Source organism: Shewanella sp. SW32, from assembly GCF_025653365.1.
GTDB classification, from domain to species: Bacteria; Pseudomonadota; Gammaproteobacteria; order Enterobacterales; family Shewanellaceae; genus Shewanella; species Shewanella oncorhynchi.
This window is the reverse complement of record NZ_JAKKSJ010000006.1, coordinates 94,711-110,909: the sequence shown is the minus strand read 5'-3', so window position 1 is coordinate 110,909 and position 16,199 is coordinate 94,711. Positions and strand designations below refer to the sequence as shown.

At 47.1% G+C, this 16,199-nt stretch carries 10 protein-coding genes; all 10 read right to left on the bottom strand.

All coding sequences use genetic code 11. From position 1 onward, the window contains the following. Nucleotides 1-138 precede the first annotated feature (138 nt). Nucleotides 139-1,464, bottom strand: a complete 1,326-nt coding sequence (locus L5M28_RS05020; protein ID WP_263148069.1) for an APC family permease — start codon at nt 1,462-1,464, stop codon at nt 139-141. A 424-nt stretch (nt 1,465-1,888) separates the two neighbouring features. Then, complete coding sequence (locus L5M28_RS05015; RefSeq protein ID WP_263202662.1) at nt 1,889-2,776, bottom strand: ion transporter; 888 nt, start codon at nt 2,774-2,776, stop codon at nt 1,889-1,891. 222 nt (nt 2,777-2,998) lie between these two features. Further along, nucleotides 2,999-4,189: an ABC transporter permease gene (locus L5M28_RS05010; RefSeq protein ID WP_263202661.1), complete on the bottom strand. Its 1,191-nt coding sequence runs from the start codon at nt 4,187-4,189 to the stop codon at nt 2,999-3,001. 1 nt (nt 4,190) lies between these two features. Then, nucleotides 4,191-5,408, bottom strand: a complete 1,218-nt coding sequence (locus L5M28_RS05005) for an ABC transporter permease (RefSeq protein ID WP_263173030.1) — start codon at nt 5,406-5,408, stop codon at nt 4,191-4,193. 80 nt (nt 5,409-5,488) lie between these two features. After that, nucleotides 5,489-6,463: an HlyD family secretion protein gene (locus L5M28_RS05000; protein WP_168825663.1), complete on the bottom strand. Its 975-nt coding sequence runs from the start codon at nt 6,461-6,463 to the stop codon at nt 5,489-5,491. Further along, nucleotides 6,453-7,835, bottom strand: a complete 1,383-nt coding sequence (locus L5M28_RS04995; RefSeq protein WP_263172904.1) for a TolC family protein — start codon at nt 7,833-7,835, stop codon at nt 6,453-6,455. Before L5M28_RS04995 ends, L5M28_RS05000 begins: the two co-directional genes overlap by 11 nt. A 94-nt stretch (nt 7,836-7,929) precedes the next feature. Beyond that, nucleotides 7,930-9,378 (bottom strand): metalloprotease TldD, encoded by a 1,449-nt coding sequence (gene tldD, locus L5M28_RS04990; RefSeq protein ID WP_263202659.1) that lies wholly within the window; start codon nt 9,376-9,378, stop codon nt 7,930-7,932. 133 nt (nt 9,379-9,511) lie between these two features. Then, the gene (locus L5M28_RS04985) at nt 9,512-10,342 is read right to left on the bottom strand and encodes a carbon-nitrogen hydrolase family protein (protein WP_263202657.1); all 831 of its coding nucleotides are present in this window, start codon (nt 10,340-10,342) and stop codon (nt 9,512-9,514) included. Continuing rightward, nucleotides 10,266-14,612 carry a YhdP family protein gene (locus tag L5M28_RS04980; RefSeq protein ID WP_263202656.1) on the bottom strand — a complete coding sequence of 1,449 codons (4,347 nt, stop codon included), beginning with the start codon at nt 14,610-14,612 and terminating at the stop codon, nt 10,266-10,268. Before L5M28_RS04980 ends, L5M28_RS04985 begins: the two co-directional genes overlap by 77 nt. After that, nucleotides 14,612-16,078 carry a ribonuclease G gene (gene rng, locus L5M28_RS04975; RefSeq protein WP_168825804.1) on the bottom strand — a complete coding sequence of 489 codons (1,467 nt, stop codon included), beginning with the start codon at nt 16,076-16,078 and terminating at the stop codon, nt 14,612-14,614. The genes L5M28_RS04980 and rng overlap by 1 nt, the downstream gene beginning before the upstream one ends. Between the last annotated feature and the right edge of the window lie 121 nt (nt 16,079-16,199).

Genomic DNA, 16,199 nt, shown 5'->3' with positions numbered 1-16,199 from the left:
TGATAGATAATAAAAAGACCCGCTAATGCGGGTCTTTTTATTGGAATATTTTGTTAGAGGATGACAACCCACAGCCCTAGATCTACTACACATCTTTAGTTATAGCTGTGCATCTATGAGCCATGACACTCACTAATTTTATAGCTCTACTGCACGGCGTAAACGGAAACTCCGTAAAGCCAAATACATCGCTCCCACTGCCGCCCAAATGAGCCCCAGCTCTAATGATTGTGGTTCTAAGTTCACCCAAAGTACACCAATAGTACCCGCGCCACACAATGGCAAGACTAAGTATTGTAAGTGGTCTCTAAAAGATTTATTACGTCGATCCCTTAGGTAAAACTGCACAATCACGGCTAAGTTTACGAAGGTAAAAGCGACTAAAGCGCCAAAATTCACTAAGGCTAGCGCCATTTCCAAATCAAATGAAACGGCAGACAGCGCAAGCGCACCCACCAACAAGACATTAAATGCAGGGGTTCGCCATCTAGGATGGATATAAGCAAACCCTTTACGTGGCAACATATTATCCCGCCCCATCACATATAAAATCCGTGCAACCCCAGCATGGGCAGCCATACCGGATGCCAATACAGCAACAGTGGTCGCGACTAATACGATGGACTGGAATAGATTACCACCCACATAGAGTGCAATTTCAGGCAATACCGCATCAAGCTGTTGAAAGCGGGAAATATCGGGGAAATAGAGCTGCAAAAAATAAGACACGCCAACAAAAATCACGCCACCGAGTAAAGCCGTCAACACAATCGCGCGAGGAATAACACGTTGAGCATCTTTAGTTTCTTCAGTCAGTGAACTTAACCCGTCAAAGCCGAGGAAGGAGAAACACAGAATCGTCGCCCCTGTGAATAATGGCGCCATCGCCATATTATCGGCATAAAATGGTCGCACACTCGCAACGACACCTTCGCCTTCACCGAGGGAAATGCTATAGGCCATTAGACCAATGAACACCACAATAATAGCGATCTGTGCAAACACTATCACCCCATTAAAGTTCGCGACGAGATCAATCCCCTTGAGATTAAGCAAGGTCATTATGGTCACAAGAGCGAAAATAAAGATCCAAGGTTCGACGCTGGGAAACATGGCAGTTAAATAGATTTTTGCGAGCAACATATTGATCATTGGCATAAACATATAGTCCAGCAGCGATGACCAACCCACCATAAAACCAACATTCGGGCTAAAGGTTTTTTGAGCATAAGTGTAGGCTGAACCCGCATAGGGATATTTACGTACCAAATGACCGTAACTAAACGCGGTAAATAAAATCCCCGCCAATGCGAATAGATAAGACGTAGCCACATGGCCAGAGGTGATCTCGGAAACAATACCAAAGGTATCAAAAACGGCCATCGGCGTGAGATAGGCAAGCCCCATCACCACCACTTGCCATAAGTTGAGGGTCTGCTTCAAACCCGGATTTTGTTGGCTCATCAGCACACCCCCATTGTACAGGGTTGAACACCTAAGCACGCATCTGCAATTAGTTTTTGCTTGCGGCTAACCGTCTGTACTCTAGGTTTAATGGCTAACGCAACAACTTGATTTACAACAACTACCGACAATCCGGTACACAACAGCCCCATTGGTCTTTCCTCAGTAAAATAGGTTCAACTGAACCTCATATCATTTCCGGATGTTTACCGGCCTCAATTGTTTTAAAACACATACGCCATAAATAAAAAATAACCGAGATACTGAGTATCTCGGTTATTTTTTCGGCGCGCATTCTCCCCCAAAACCAATAAGAAGACAACCCAATAAAAATATTAAGTGATCCGCAATCTGTGATGGCTTAGCGAAAAACGACAGAATCCAAGTACAAGACTTGATATCAGCTCACGATCCTTAATCTGCTTTAATCAGAACCAATATCTCCCTTTGTCGATACATTAGAAGAATCGCCAGCAGCACTGCGCAGCAAGGTTTGTAATTGTTGTAGCTCGAATCTGATGGCTTTCAACTCCTCGTGCATTTGTCTTTGTTCCTGCTCCAAGACTTGTTTGTCCCGCTCACGCTCTAATGCATGCTCTTCATCACTGAAGGTTTGCATGGTATTGACGATAATCGCAATAAACAAATTTAGCATAGTGAAAGTAGCCACCAGAATAAATGGCACGAAAAATACCCAAGCATAAGGGTAAACTTCCATCACTGGCCGCGAAATTCCCATAGACCAGCTTTCAAGCGTCATTATTTGAAATAGGGTATAAAACGAATCAGCAATGGTGCCAAACCATTCTGGAAACGTACCACCAAAGATTTTGGTGGCGATCACCGCAAACACATAATAAATCAACAGTAATACCGTGGCGATCGATGCCAGTCCTGGAAGTGATCCCAACAGAGCTGACACGACCCGTTTCATTGATGGCACAATTGTTAACACTCTCAGCACCCGCAACACCCGTAGCGAACGCAGTACAGCAAGAGGCCCAGATGCAGGGATCAGTGCAATCACTATCACGGTAAAATCGAACACACTCCAAGGGTCTTTAAAAAATTTCCCCCTATAGGCATAAATCCGCAGCAATAACTCCACGACAAATACACTCAGCAGCACCTTATCAAGACTCATCAACAAAGTACCGTATTGCGCCATCAGGCTGGCTGAGGTCTCCATACCTAACTGCACCGCGTTGATTAAAATCAATGTCAAAATAAAATGACCAAACCAGTTTTGCTCAACCAAGCTAATCACTCGTGCCTGCAAACCCGTTGGTGCGTTAAGTAAAGATGTACTCATGTCGACTCCGATAATCACAATTGCGGCGATTGTAGCGAGTGCGCTTTCAGATGCCCAGTTTTTACGGTGGGTTAAATAACAACAGGGTTAAATGCAGTGGATTGAGCAAGATTTGGATAATATGAACAGCAACTTTTATGAGGGGATGGGTAAAACGTCATTACGTCCTCAGTAAACGATTAACACTCGCCAATAAATATAAATCTAAGGTATCGCTAAAAACTAATGGGTACCAATCAGCAACAACTTCGTTCTTCGCTTAATCCCCAACATCGCTAGGCCGAAAAATACCGCAAATAAGCCCCAGAGTTGCAGCCATTTTGGCATCACACTCGCCCAACTTGCGCCCATTTGATTGAGTTCTAGCATGCCCATAATCGCGGGTACGGCGGGAATAAACTGTGAGCCGAGTACTAAAGGTTCTGGGATCAGTGCTATCGGCCACACAAAACCTGACACGAATAGAATAGGCATAGAGATCAGCAGTAGCACTTGGGTGGGTAAATCGCGGCGGGTGAACAAGGTGCTCATGGCAACACCTGCGGCGGCGGTAGCCAGTAAAAACGGCAATAACCACAGCGCAACTAAGCCAAGGCTCGCTTGAATACTCACGTTATACCAGTGATAACAATAGCCCACATAAAAGCTGGTAAAGAAGATATAAATCAACATGAAAGCAAGAATACGACCACAGACTAATTGCACCGGTGACACCTGCTGCCAATACCCTTTATGCCGCCATTGCCCGGCCCCTAAAATGCCAGTACCTATGAGTAAGGTTTGGTGCAAAATCAGCAAGAACAATCCAGGTACCACATAGGGCGTATAACCTAGGCTCTGGTTAAAGGCAGGCACACTGTTAAGATGAAGCGAGTTTAAACTCTCTTGGGCCTGCTTAGGATTTTGTCCTTGAGCAAGCATGCCAATCAATTGCACTTGTTTACCCGCATCCATTCCAGCGCTAACTAAGCCTTCAACAACCGCGGAATAAATCAAAAAGTAACTAGCATCACCGCCATAGCTTAGCGTCACACCTTTACCGAGCAATAAATCGCGGCGGAATCCTTCAGGGATCACAAGTAAGCCGTGGGCCTTACGCGTCTCAATAAAACGCTTCGCCTCGGTAATCGAACCAACTTGGCCTATGACTTGAATTTTGGCGCTGGCATCGGCATGACGGATCAATTGACGGCTTAGGGAAGAATGATCTAAGTCCACCACGATCAGTTGTTGCTCGGTCGGCACTTGATTCAGATAGGGCAAAGGATACAAAACCGAATAAAACAGTACACCGCCAAATAAGGTCACAGCGATCGCTTTATCGCTAATAATGGCCTTAAACTCAGTGAGGATCAGTCGCCACAGACTGAGCTGACGTGGTGTGTTTGCGTGTTCGCTATTGGATAAATTCATCCTATTGCCCCTTCGCAGATATAGCTGCGTCCGAGTCATAAACCGTCACTGCAGCATTGGTGTTAACTGTGGTAGGCAGTAATTTACGCGACAGGAAATATATCAAAGGTATCAAACAGATAAAGCCCCAATAGCTGGTGATTTGGCTCGCTACACTTGGCCAAGTGGCGCCATAACTCACGATACTAACATGGGACTCAATATAATGGCTCGATGGCATGATAAGTCGCCACCACTGGGCTAATTGCGGCATTTCGTGAGTTGGGAAAGTAATGCCCATAAAGGCAAACGCTGGCGCAAATAAAGCGGTACAAAAGCTGATGACCCGCGCACTGTCACGCATCACTACAAATATTAATAACACTAAGCTCCAGACTGCCAATAACATGACTAATTGCGCGAACAATAATAGGGCTAAACTCCCCGCCATCGGCAGAGCAAGATACAAATACAGCCAAGCTAAAATAAAGCCGCCCTGCAGCATCAATATCGGCGTAAACAGCACTATTTTCGCCCACACCTTAGGCCAAAAATGTTCAGTTAAGAGATTCGACATGCCATCGGCATGAGTGGTAGGCGCTAAATGCAGCTCTCGATTTAAACTGTTTGCCATCACTAACATAGATAACAACTGCCACAGCGCAATCAGCACTGGCGGTACTAAGAAACCTATGTAATTGTTATTTCGGTTAAACAGGGCTGTTGTTTGGCTTTTGACTGGGCTTAAATTCACTGCGACTTGGGATTTCGGTGTACCATTTGCGAGCTGCTTTAAACCCGCGACTTGCTGTAATCCGTCGCCTAAACTCAGCTGAATTTGGCTTGAGAGTAACTTACCCACCAGCAAAAATTGACTGTTGTAGCGCACATCAATTGTAGGCTTATGGCCTGTAAGTAAATCCTTTTTCATATCATAGGGAAAAACCACAATCGCGTAGACTTTCGCCTGTTGCATCGCGCTTATCGCCGAGGATAAGTCGGTAAAACTTTGTGGATCGGTAACTGGGTTTGCCTTAAGCTGACGGGTCAACATGCGGCTCAATTGACTATGATCTTGGTCAACAATCGCCACGGGCAGTTGCCTTGGCAGACCTGCACTGAACAACCACCATAAGCATAAAATCCCCAGTAGTGGAATATAACTTATCAGCGCTAACTGCCAAGGGTCATGCCATAGGGCACGCAGCTCACGACGAACTAACGCTGTGAGCAACGCCATAAAGCTTATGCTCGATGGCTGTGATTCGCCCTTAATCTTGTCCGCCACGTTGGCGTGAGGCGTACGTTCAGTCACGACTTTTACTCACTACGCAGCAGCACAGACATGCCGACACGCAGATCGGTAATCGGCTGGTTTGGACGCAATTCCACTTCAAAGGTTCGCATATCAAAATCATGGCCACTTTCGGTCGAACGCCAAGTGGCAAACTCACCCATCACACTGATATGGGACACAGTAAAATCCACATCCTGCCCGAGTGCCGGAATCGTTAATTGAATTTTTTGACCTTTTTTGAAACGTTTAAGTTGGTCTTCTCGCACTTGGAACACGGCCCAAGCATCCTGCATATCAATCAGACTGACAATCGGAAAACCACTGGGTGCCAATTCACCTGCCTGTAACAGCACGTCGCTGATCTCACCCGATTTAGGTGCGCGCATTTGGCTATCTTCCATAATGGCGCTAACTTCTTTCACTGCACCTTCAGCCTTACGGGCATTACCTGCCGCAGCCACTTTGGTTTCCGTCCGCGCGCCTTCTTCTGCCATTTGATACATGGCTAAGGCTGCTTGTTCTGTGTATTTTGCCGCTTGCCATTGGGTAAAGGCTTCATCGCGTTTTTGTCTTGCCGCCACACCTTCGTTAAATAAGTTTTCGACTCGGGTATAAGTGGTTTTAGCGAGCGTTGCCGCCGCCTGCGCCTTGAGCCATTGCTCCTTGGCTGCCATCACTTCTTGACTGCGAGCACCGTTGTTGGCTTCTAGCTGCATCGCCTTAGCGGCATCACGGCCACCTTCGGCCTGCATTAACTTTGCATCTAGCTCAGGACTGCGGATCGCGAATAATAAATCCCCTTGGGCCACACTATCACCGCGGCGCACGAGCACTTGCTCGACTCGGCCTGGCACCTTGGACGAAACATTGTACTCACGGGCTTCAATCTGGCCCTGCAACAAACTCGGCTGCGGGCTATAAGCGAGCTTAAGTCCATAGGCTAAGATAAGGCCTAATGCGACCAACGCCACAAGGGCAAGTATTCTGTTAGCGCGCATTGTTTGTCTCCTGCACTTGGGTAGGGGCTGTGGTACGACCGATAAATTCATCTAGTTGACCACTAATGGCCATTAATCTGGCATAGGCTTGCACGTAACGATAACGGGCAGCCAATTGCTGAGTTTTCACTGCGCTCAGTTTCAGCTCCGCATCGACTCTGTCGATAGAGGTTGAAAGCCCTTGATTAAAGGCGATTTCCCTAAGACGCAGGTTTTCAATAGCAAGTTCGAGCGAAGTATCGAGCGCCGTCACTTCTTCCTCGGCCTGTAATAATTGGCGATAGCTTTGATCCACCAGCAGGCTCAAGTCTTGTTTAGTTTGTGCCTTGGTATAACGAGCTTGTAAGAGTGCACTTTTCGCCGCTTCGACCTTACCGCTACGACCATCGCGGCTGATCAGTGGCACATTGACCCCAACCCCAACCATCCAGTCAGGTGTGATGCTCGTCAAGAGTGTGTCTTCTTCATACAAGGTGTAGTTACCGAAGAGGAAAACCGTTGGATGGTATTTACCTTTTTCCAACGCTATTAAACCGTTCGCTTGCGTTTCTTTCGCTTCGAGTAATTTGAGCGCCGGATGTTGGCTCAGGGTAATTTGGCTGAGTTGAGCGAATGAAGGAGCCTGTGGCAGTACAAATAAGGGAGAATTTGTGCTCACCTGACTTTGCTGTAACATACGTGCCAGCGCGATCACTGCCATTTCGTGTTGCCGACGAGCACTGCCTAAATTGACTTTAGCATTGTCTAGGGCGACCTGCGCATTGAGGCGCTCAACCTTCGCAATTTGCCCTTCGCGCTCTAGTGCTAAAGCATGATCAACATGCTTAGCTAACGAGCCAACCAGATCAGTCTGAGTATTCACCAATGCCAACGTCACATCGACAGCGTAATATCTATCCACCAGCAGGGTAAATAAATCACGAGTAGCCAATTGTAATTCTTGTTGCTTCTCGGCCACCATAGCCGCGTGTATACCTTGAGCCGCAGTGATTTGTCCGCCCGTATAAATCGGCCACATTGCCTGTAAGCTGGCGCTAAAAATATCTTGTTCACTTAAGGGCAGCGGCGGAATACCCGCAATAATGCCCCCAAGCGATGGCGGGATAGAAATCACAGAATTTAATTCTTTCAGATCAAACTCAATCGGTTTATCCAAATGAATATAGTTACCGCGAATGTCTAATGAGGGCAAATTTAAGCTCTCGCCCGCCTCTTGTTCACCCTTAGCGCGGTTAACTTCCTGCGATTGCGCTTGCAATTTGTCGCTCACCTTCAGCACTTGCTGCCAAGCATCAGTAAAGCTAATCGGCTGAGCATAGCCAGCCGAAGGCAATGATAATAGGCAAAGCCAGACTACACGTGATAGTTTCATTAACACCTCTAGAGTAGTTACTCTAATTTCCTTTGCGAATGATAACATTCATGGTGGGTAGCGACTAGAACCTATAGACGTAAGGTTCTAGGTTTTATGCTGTTCCGCCCACGGTGAGCTTATCGAGTTTTAGGGTCGGTTGACCCACACCCACAGGCACACTTTGACCGTCTTTACCACAAACGCCCACACCTTGATCTAAAGCCATATCGTTACCGACCATAGAAATCTGGCTCATAGCCTCAGGGCCATTACCGATTAAAGTAGCACCCTTAATGGCTTGAGTAACTTCACCATTTTCAATCAAATAGGCTTCGGATGCTGAGAACACAAACTTACCCGAAGTGATATCAACTTGACCACCGCCAAAGTTAGGGGCGTAAATACCCTTCTTCACTGACTTAATAATCTCACTGGGATCTGACTCACCGGCCGTCATATAAGTATTGGTCATACGTGGCATAGGCAAATGCGCGTAGGATTCGCGGCGACCGTTACCCGTTGGCGCAACACCCATTAAGCGAGCATTGAGTTTGTCTTGGATGTAACCCTTTAAAATACCGTCTTCAATCAATACGGTTCTTTGGGTTTGTACACCTTCATCGTCGATGCTGAGTGAACCACGACGATTAGGCAAGGTGCCATCGTCGACCACAGTCACTAACTTAGACGCAACTTGCTGACCAACCTTGCCGCTAAAGGCACTGCTGCCCTTACGGTTAAAGTCGCCTTCTAAACCATGTCCAACCGCTTCGTGGAGCAATACACCGGGCCAGCCATTACCTAACACCACTGGCATTTCACCCGCTGGTGCATCGATGGCGTTAAGGTTAACTTGCGCTTGACGCACGGCTTCGCGGGCAAAGGCGAAACACATAGGTAAACCTGTGTCATCGCTTGCCATTAACAAGCCGTAGTCATGACGACCACCACCACCAGCGCCACCACGTTCACGTTTACCGTTTTCTTCCAAAATCACGCTACAGTTAAAACGCACCAGAGGACGGATATCGGCCGCCAGAGTGCCATCACTCGCAGCAACGAGGATTTCTTCGTGCACACCAGCAAGGCTAACCACCACTTGAATAATCCGGCTATCTAGACTGCGAATAAAAGCATCGGCTTCTTTCAGCAGGTTGATTTTTTTGACTTCTTCCATCGCCGCAATCGGATCTAAGCTGTCGTATAACGCCAATGCTTTTTGACGTTTAAAGGCTTGTACCTGAGTCTGCTCACCCGCACTAGCAATGCCACGGGCAGCCTGTACTGCAGCGCTTAAGGCGGCAGGAGTGATATCATCTGCATAGGCAAAACCCGTTTTCTCACCGCTGATGGCCCGCACACCCACACCGCGTTCAATATGGAAACTACCGTCTTTGATGATGCCGTCTTCCAGCACCCAAGATTCGTGGCGACTACCTTGAAAATAGAGATCGGAATAATCGATTTTGTGCTGATGTATGGTGTTTAGATAGGTTTGCAGGCCATCTAACGCTAACCCATTCTTCAATAAACTTTGCTCTACTTGTGCTAAAAATGGCATCTATGCTCTCTTTGACCCCAAGGGATCTTGATATTCTGAGTGTAAATTCGGTGTACTAATTCTATGTGTTAATGCTGCGTATCGACTCAAGCGCAAATTCAGCATTTCAACTCGTCTGCTGGCTACTGGAACATTATTTCAAGCTTGGTTCAAGGAAACGATTATGCTGCATGACGGGCATTTTACTGCGAATACTGTGCAGTTCGGTTAAGTCGACCTCAGCCTGTACCCAACCTGTACCGGTTTTGAGTTCAGCCAAAATATTCCCCCAAGGACCGACTATCATGCTCTGCCCCCAGGTTTCTCGACTGCCTTCGTTATGCTGTCCCCACTGAGCTGCAGCAAGAATAACGCATTGGGTTTCAATCGCTCTGGCCTGTAGCAATACTTGCCAATGGGATTCCCCCGTCACCTTGGTGAAGGCAGAAGGGACTGCAATAATCTCGGCACCCGCAAGACGCATCGCCCTAAACAAGTCGGGAAAGCGTAAATCATAACAGATGGTTAAGCCAATTTTGCCAAAAGGTGTATCGATAACACTAATGTGATCACCGGGGCAGAAGGTTTCGCTCTCGCGATATTGTTTTGTACCATCGGCAACATCCACATCAAAAAGGTGCAGTTTATCGTAATGCCCTAAAGTATCACCTTTATCATCAAACAGATAACTGCGACTATAGACACGACCATCCTCAGCCAACGCCGGAATAGTCCCCGCGACCATAAACACCCGATACTTGGCGGCCAGTGCACTTAACGCCGATTTGAGCGGACTCTGATGAACATCGCCCGCATAGGCAAGTTGCTGACTTTCATGGCCACCAAACAGTAAACTGCATTCGGGCAACACGACTAAATGGGGCGCATCGACATCCCGTTTGAGTTCGTTAAGCTGCGATTCGATAAACTGCAGATTGGCGCTGACGTCGCGACTGCTCTGACATTGCAACAGGCTGATGTGCATTTTGCTCTCCCTGAATTTGCTTAATCGGTTCTACTGCTGGCTGATTCTCTGGTGTGGCAGGCGTGTTCGGCGCTTCAGGCGAAGGCGTCGCTTGAGGTTGCTCCCGCTTTAAATCGGGCGCTTTAATTTGATCTGTTGCTGGCATTAGCTCTTCTGACTTTGATTCTTCAGATCTGACCTCTTTAGGCTTAACGTCTTGTGACTCGATCGCTTCTGGTTGTGTTGCTTGAAGCTGTGGTTCAGATTTAGCGTTGCTTGGTTTGACTTCAGTTGACTGAGCTTCAATTAACTTAGTTTCAGTTGGCTTAGCTTCTGTTAATTGAGCCTCGGTCGATTTAGTCTCTACCGGCTGAGTGATATCGGCGTTATGACTCGCGGCTTCAGTCGGCACCGCTGGGCGCTCAACGCCAACCACAGGTAAAATAGATTCTGGAATTTCAATCTCTTTACTCTTACGCTCTAACTCTTCGACCACAGGCTCTGCCATAGTCCCAGTCACCCGAAAACGAATTTCTGAAATCACTTCAATCACAGGCTCAAGCACTTTTGTCAGGGCAAAGGCCCCCAGACCCAGTGTCCAAGCGCTGGTACTGAGCAATACGACAGTCGGCACACTTGAGGCCAATTGCGGCACAAAGCGGATATCGTAATTCAAACTTTCAGTGGTGAGATCCGTATAGCCACGCACCTTCATATTACCCGCGATGGCATCCATTTCAGTGTCTGTGGTTTTCACCACGCCATTATCAATCTGCAGATTGCCATTGAAAGAGTTGAAATACATGCCCTGACCGAAGACATCGGTGAAATCCAGCGACAGTTTACGCACCAGAGAATCTAAACTGAACAGGGAGAAAATCCGCGCGCCCTTGTCACTCACCTGAGATAAGTGACCTTTGCCTAAGTTGAATTTCACCTTGCCATTTAAGGTTTCGAGGGAGAAGGCATAGGGAGCACCTTGCCAAGATAAGTCCGCATTCACCTTCAAGGGGGCTTCATTAACGCCAGGCTCTATACCCAATTGAGCAGATAGATAACTAAACTGAGTGGCATTTAACTCAACACTGAGATCAGTTTTATTCTGTCCAGCCTGTTGCTGCCAAATGCCACTGCCCTGCAAATTGACATTGGGCGTAGTCAAAGACAATGTTTGAATCTTATATCCTGCCGCTTGTGGGCTCGCCTGCAAAACTAGCTTTCCAAAGGATTTATCGAAGAAACGAAAATCTTCCACATTCACTGCCACGGGCGGCAAGTTAGTAAGCACTTGATCACTGGCAAAATCGGCATCCGTGTTCGGCTTTACCTCAGGTGAAAAATAAAATTTATTCGCCACAACTTTGAGACCTTGAGTTTTCCAATTTGGATAGAAATCGATCCAACCGTCAAATTCGTTGGCAACGGTATTAAAACGCCATCCCGTCTCGTTAGGCTTAGCATTAAGTCTAAGCTCCGTCAGTTCTTGCCCTAAAAGATCGAGCCGACCGATATGAGAATCGATGCTCACCACCGCGGGAAATAAACTTTTATGGGGAATATCATCAACTAAAATGCCCGTTTTCGGTATTTTCTCTTGACCAACAAAGGCATTAATCACAGGTAACCATTCGGCTAATTTGGCCTTACCGAGATCGACTTGAATATGACCTTGTTCCGTATTTCTGGCTTCATCCTCACCAAACAAACGCCCCAATAACAAGTCAAAATAACTAAAATTTGCGCCTTTATCGGCATCGAAACCACCGATAAACTCGGCATGACTGGCAAGTTTGACATCGAGCGTCGCATTATCTTGATCACCAACAAACTCGGCGACTAAAGGTCGTGGTTCATTTTCGGGTTTAGCAAAGTATCCTGGAAGTAACAGTTGCGTCCCCAGCATATCCGAAGTCACTTTGGCTTGGATTTGATAACCTTGCTCAGTAAATAGCATAGTCATAGCACCGTCCCAACTGATTTTTCCCTGATAAAAATCGCTCAAGGGATTGTGTAATTCATCGGGGAGACGGCTGAGATCCCAACGACTTTTCAGCGAAAGATTAAGGCCAAAATCTTTACCTTTAGGCTGAGTGTCGAAAGTTAAACTGAGCGGTTGTTCGAACAACCGCGCTTTGATGCCTTTTCCTGTCACAACTTCATTCGCAAAGTCGACAACACCAGTCACGCCATGAAGTTGAAGCCCTGGCTGAGCAATATATACCGGTGTGTTATCAAAACGGATTTGACCTCGAATATCTTCAGCTTCACCTTCATACAGTGGAATGCTGATGTCTAAAGTGCCAGTGACAGCACCTTGCACTTGCACGACATCTAAGGTTTTGCCTACTGAGTTCGCCAAAGGTGAGGCTTGTAACACCTTAGTCGCCGCACTGCCTTGAGTAGCAAGTTCGGCTTCAATCCTTAGCAGCGTCTGTTCACCAATGGCGGGAATAAATACATGGGCCCCTGTGGCATCCACATTCATCAGCTTGCCTTGGTTTAACCAAAGATCCATGCGGGTATTTTCAAACAAAGCGTTAAGGGACAGATCTGTGACCGCTGGCCAGTCGGGTTGAAACTGAAATTTGGCATCTGTTAAGGTAAATGCTGCCTGAAACACGCCGCTATTATCGTCGAAGGGAAAACCACTTAACGGGCCACGCCAAACAACTTGCGCATCTTGGGTCTGACCCGCTTTAAGCCCAGTATCCAAATACTCGGCCAGTGATTCACCCATCGCCTTATTAGGGAAATACTTGTCGGCATTGGCCACATTGTTGATACGAACATTGGCCGCCAACGCCATGTGTGCAGCACCGCTAAAGTTCAAATTCAATGCCGCATCAACGCCGATATCTTCGTTTTCAAGCTGCAACTGAGGCACATTTAAACTCAGATGTTCAGTATCGAATTGACCATCAATGGGCGCCCCATTGAACACTAATGGCGCCGAAAATTCATCACCAAAATCAAGGGCGTACACTTGTTCAGGTAGAGAGAAATACAGCGTCTTATCTTGCCAGCGCAGGTTCACATCTACAGGATGAGTATTGGGAATACCGTCAACCTTCTGCCAATGCAACTGCTTCACTTCGGTACTGGCGAGCAAAGGCTGGTCGGCTTTTTGATACAGGCGGATTGGTCCAATACTAGCCTCGGGAGCTAACGCATGCCATTGACGTAATACGGCTCTATCGACTCCAGGAAATAGCGGCAGCAGCGGCAATAGACTCTGAGTATTAACTTGATTCACATAGGCAAATAATTCATCGTTTTGACGCTTCGCGGCCAGCGTTAATGCCGGCCAATGCTCACCATTGGTGACAAAATCCAGTCCTGAACTTTGCACTTCCCAACCTGTCGCCTTTGGCTGCCAGACAATATCGCCCGCTTGAATTTCAAATTTCTGCGGCTCTTGCTTTAATGTCCATTGCAGCCAGCTCGGCTCAAAATGAACCATAGCAGAACTGATGCTGCGGTCGGCAAACGTAAGCCAAGCCTTAAGATTGACAACCCCTTCTAAGGGTAACTTTTGAGTGGAATCATAGGGATTAGGCTGACGTGAAGCCCATTCACCTAAATCCAAAGAGTTAGCCGCCAAATAAATCTGCCCAGTCAAACTGTCGGGATTTGCACCATCGCCCTTGATATCTAACTGTAATCCGAGAGATTCATGCTCAGAGGCATGACTATCAAGATACAACTCTCCCGCACCGCGGTGACGTTCACCCTGATTGCGCCAGTTCAAATGACGGATATGGATCGGGCGAAACTCTTGGTGCATGCTCAGCAATTGCACTGTGGCATTGGTTAAGGAGAATCTATCGAGTTGTTTGAGCAACAGGGCATAGAGCCAATCGAGTTGCGGGGCTTTATTGATTGTGGCGGGATCGTTCTCGGTAAGCTTATCCATGTCTAAAGCGACATGGACACCCTCAAAAATAACATCTTCGATTCGCGGGGTGAGCGTGAGCAGCGATTGCCAAAAATCTAACTTCACTTGTACGTTCTTGATCATCAAGGTCACAGGCAGTTGTTCCTGTGGCGGGATCACTAAGTCATCGATGTTAATTGCAGGGCCAAATGCCTGCCAATGGGCGGATAACTCCCCCACTTGCACATCGACTTTATATTCGCTTTTTACGTAATTCACCAGTTGCTGGCGAACTTCATCAACCTGCGGTAATAAGCCACGGATCAAACTGACGGCAAGCGCAAACAAGACCAAAATAAGCGCCAGAAATTGCCAACAAAAACGGCTAAATTTTTTTGCAGTAAAAAGCGTAGCCACTACATCATCACCACATCATATTTGTGCTGTGAGTACATAGGCTCATTTTGCAAACGGATGCGCTTACCTATGTAAACCTCAAGTTCAGCAATAAGATGATTATCATCGGTATGCAGACTTTGATACACGGCAGGCGAACAGTACAGCAGGAACTCATCAGCATCGTAGGCACGGTTTAAACGGATTATTTCGCGAAAGACCTCATAGGAAACCGTCTCGACTGTCTTCATGCTCCCCGTGCCATGGCAGGCCGGACATTCGCCGCAGACGACATGCTCTAAACTTTCGCGGGTACGCTTACGGGTCATTTCGACTAGACCTAACCCCGAAAAACCACTCACATTGGTTTTCACCCTGTCTTTAGACAAAGCGCTGGTTAAGCTGCTAAGAACACGAGCCTTATGATCCGCCGTCATCATGTCGATAAAATCAATAATAATGATGCCGCCGAGATTACGCAGACGTAACTGCCTCGCTATCGCTTGGGTCGCTTCGAGGTTGGTATTAAAAATGGTTTCTTCAAGATTCCTATGCCCCACAAAGGCGCCGGTATTGATATCCACAGTCGTCATGGCTTCGGTTTGATCTATGATCAAATAGCCACCAGACTTGAGCTCGACTTTACGGCCGAGTGCACGTTGAATTTCGTTCTCCACATCATAGAGATCAAAAATAGGCGCAGGTCCTGAATAGTGCTCAATCTTATCGGCAATCTCTGGCATAAACTCCTGCGCAAAAGACTGCAACTCGGCAAAAGTGCGGCGAGAATCCACTTGAATACGGTCCAGCTCAGTACCGACAAAATCACGCACAATGCGCACAGGTAAGGCTAAATCTTGATACAGGAGCGACACACCACTGCGTTTACGTCGCTCACTCACCTTTGACCAAACTCGGCGTAAAAATGCCGCATCTTGGGATAACTCATCTTCCCCTACGCCTTCGGCGGCGGTGCGGATAATAAAACCACCGTCATCATCAACATAGGGCAAAGTAATTTGTTTGAGGCGACTGCGTTCTTCTTCAAGTTCAATACGCTGGGAAACACCCACATGGCTAGAACCTGGCATAAAGACTAAATAACGGGAAGGCAGCGTGATATCGGTCGTTAGGCGTGCGCCCTTAGTGCCCAGCGGATCTTTAACCACTTGCACCATAATGTCTTGCCCTTGACGGACTAACTCGGCGATATCACGAACAACGAAATGACCTTTCTCAACATCGGCGACACACTCAGTGTGCGGTACTATGTCGGACGCATGTAAAAAAGCCGCTTTATCTAAGCCAATATCGACAAAGGCGGCTTGCATACCGGGTAACACACGGCTGATTTTACCTTTGTAAATATTCCCCACTAAACCCCGTTTCATCCGGCGTTCAATATGGACTTCTTGCAGCACACCATGCTCAACTAAAGCAACGCGCGCCTCAGATGGAGTTACGTTGATCAGTAATTCTGAACCCATCTTGCGCTGTATTTTATTTGGATTTAAGCGACTGGTATTCACGACTCACCCCATTCGGGAAACTAGATTAATTAATCGAAGTTACAAACTCTCTAAGCATGAAAACCGAATAAAGGAACAA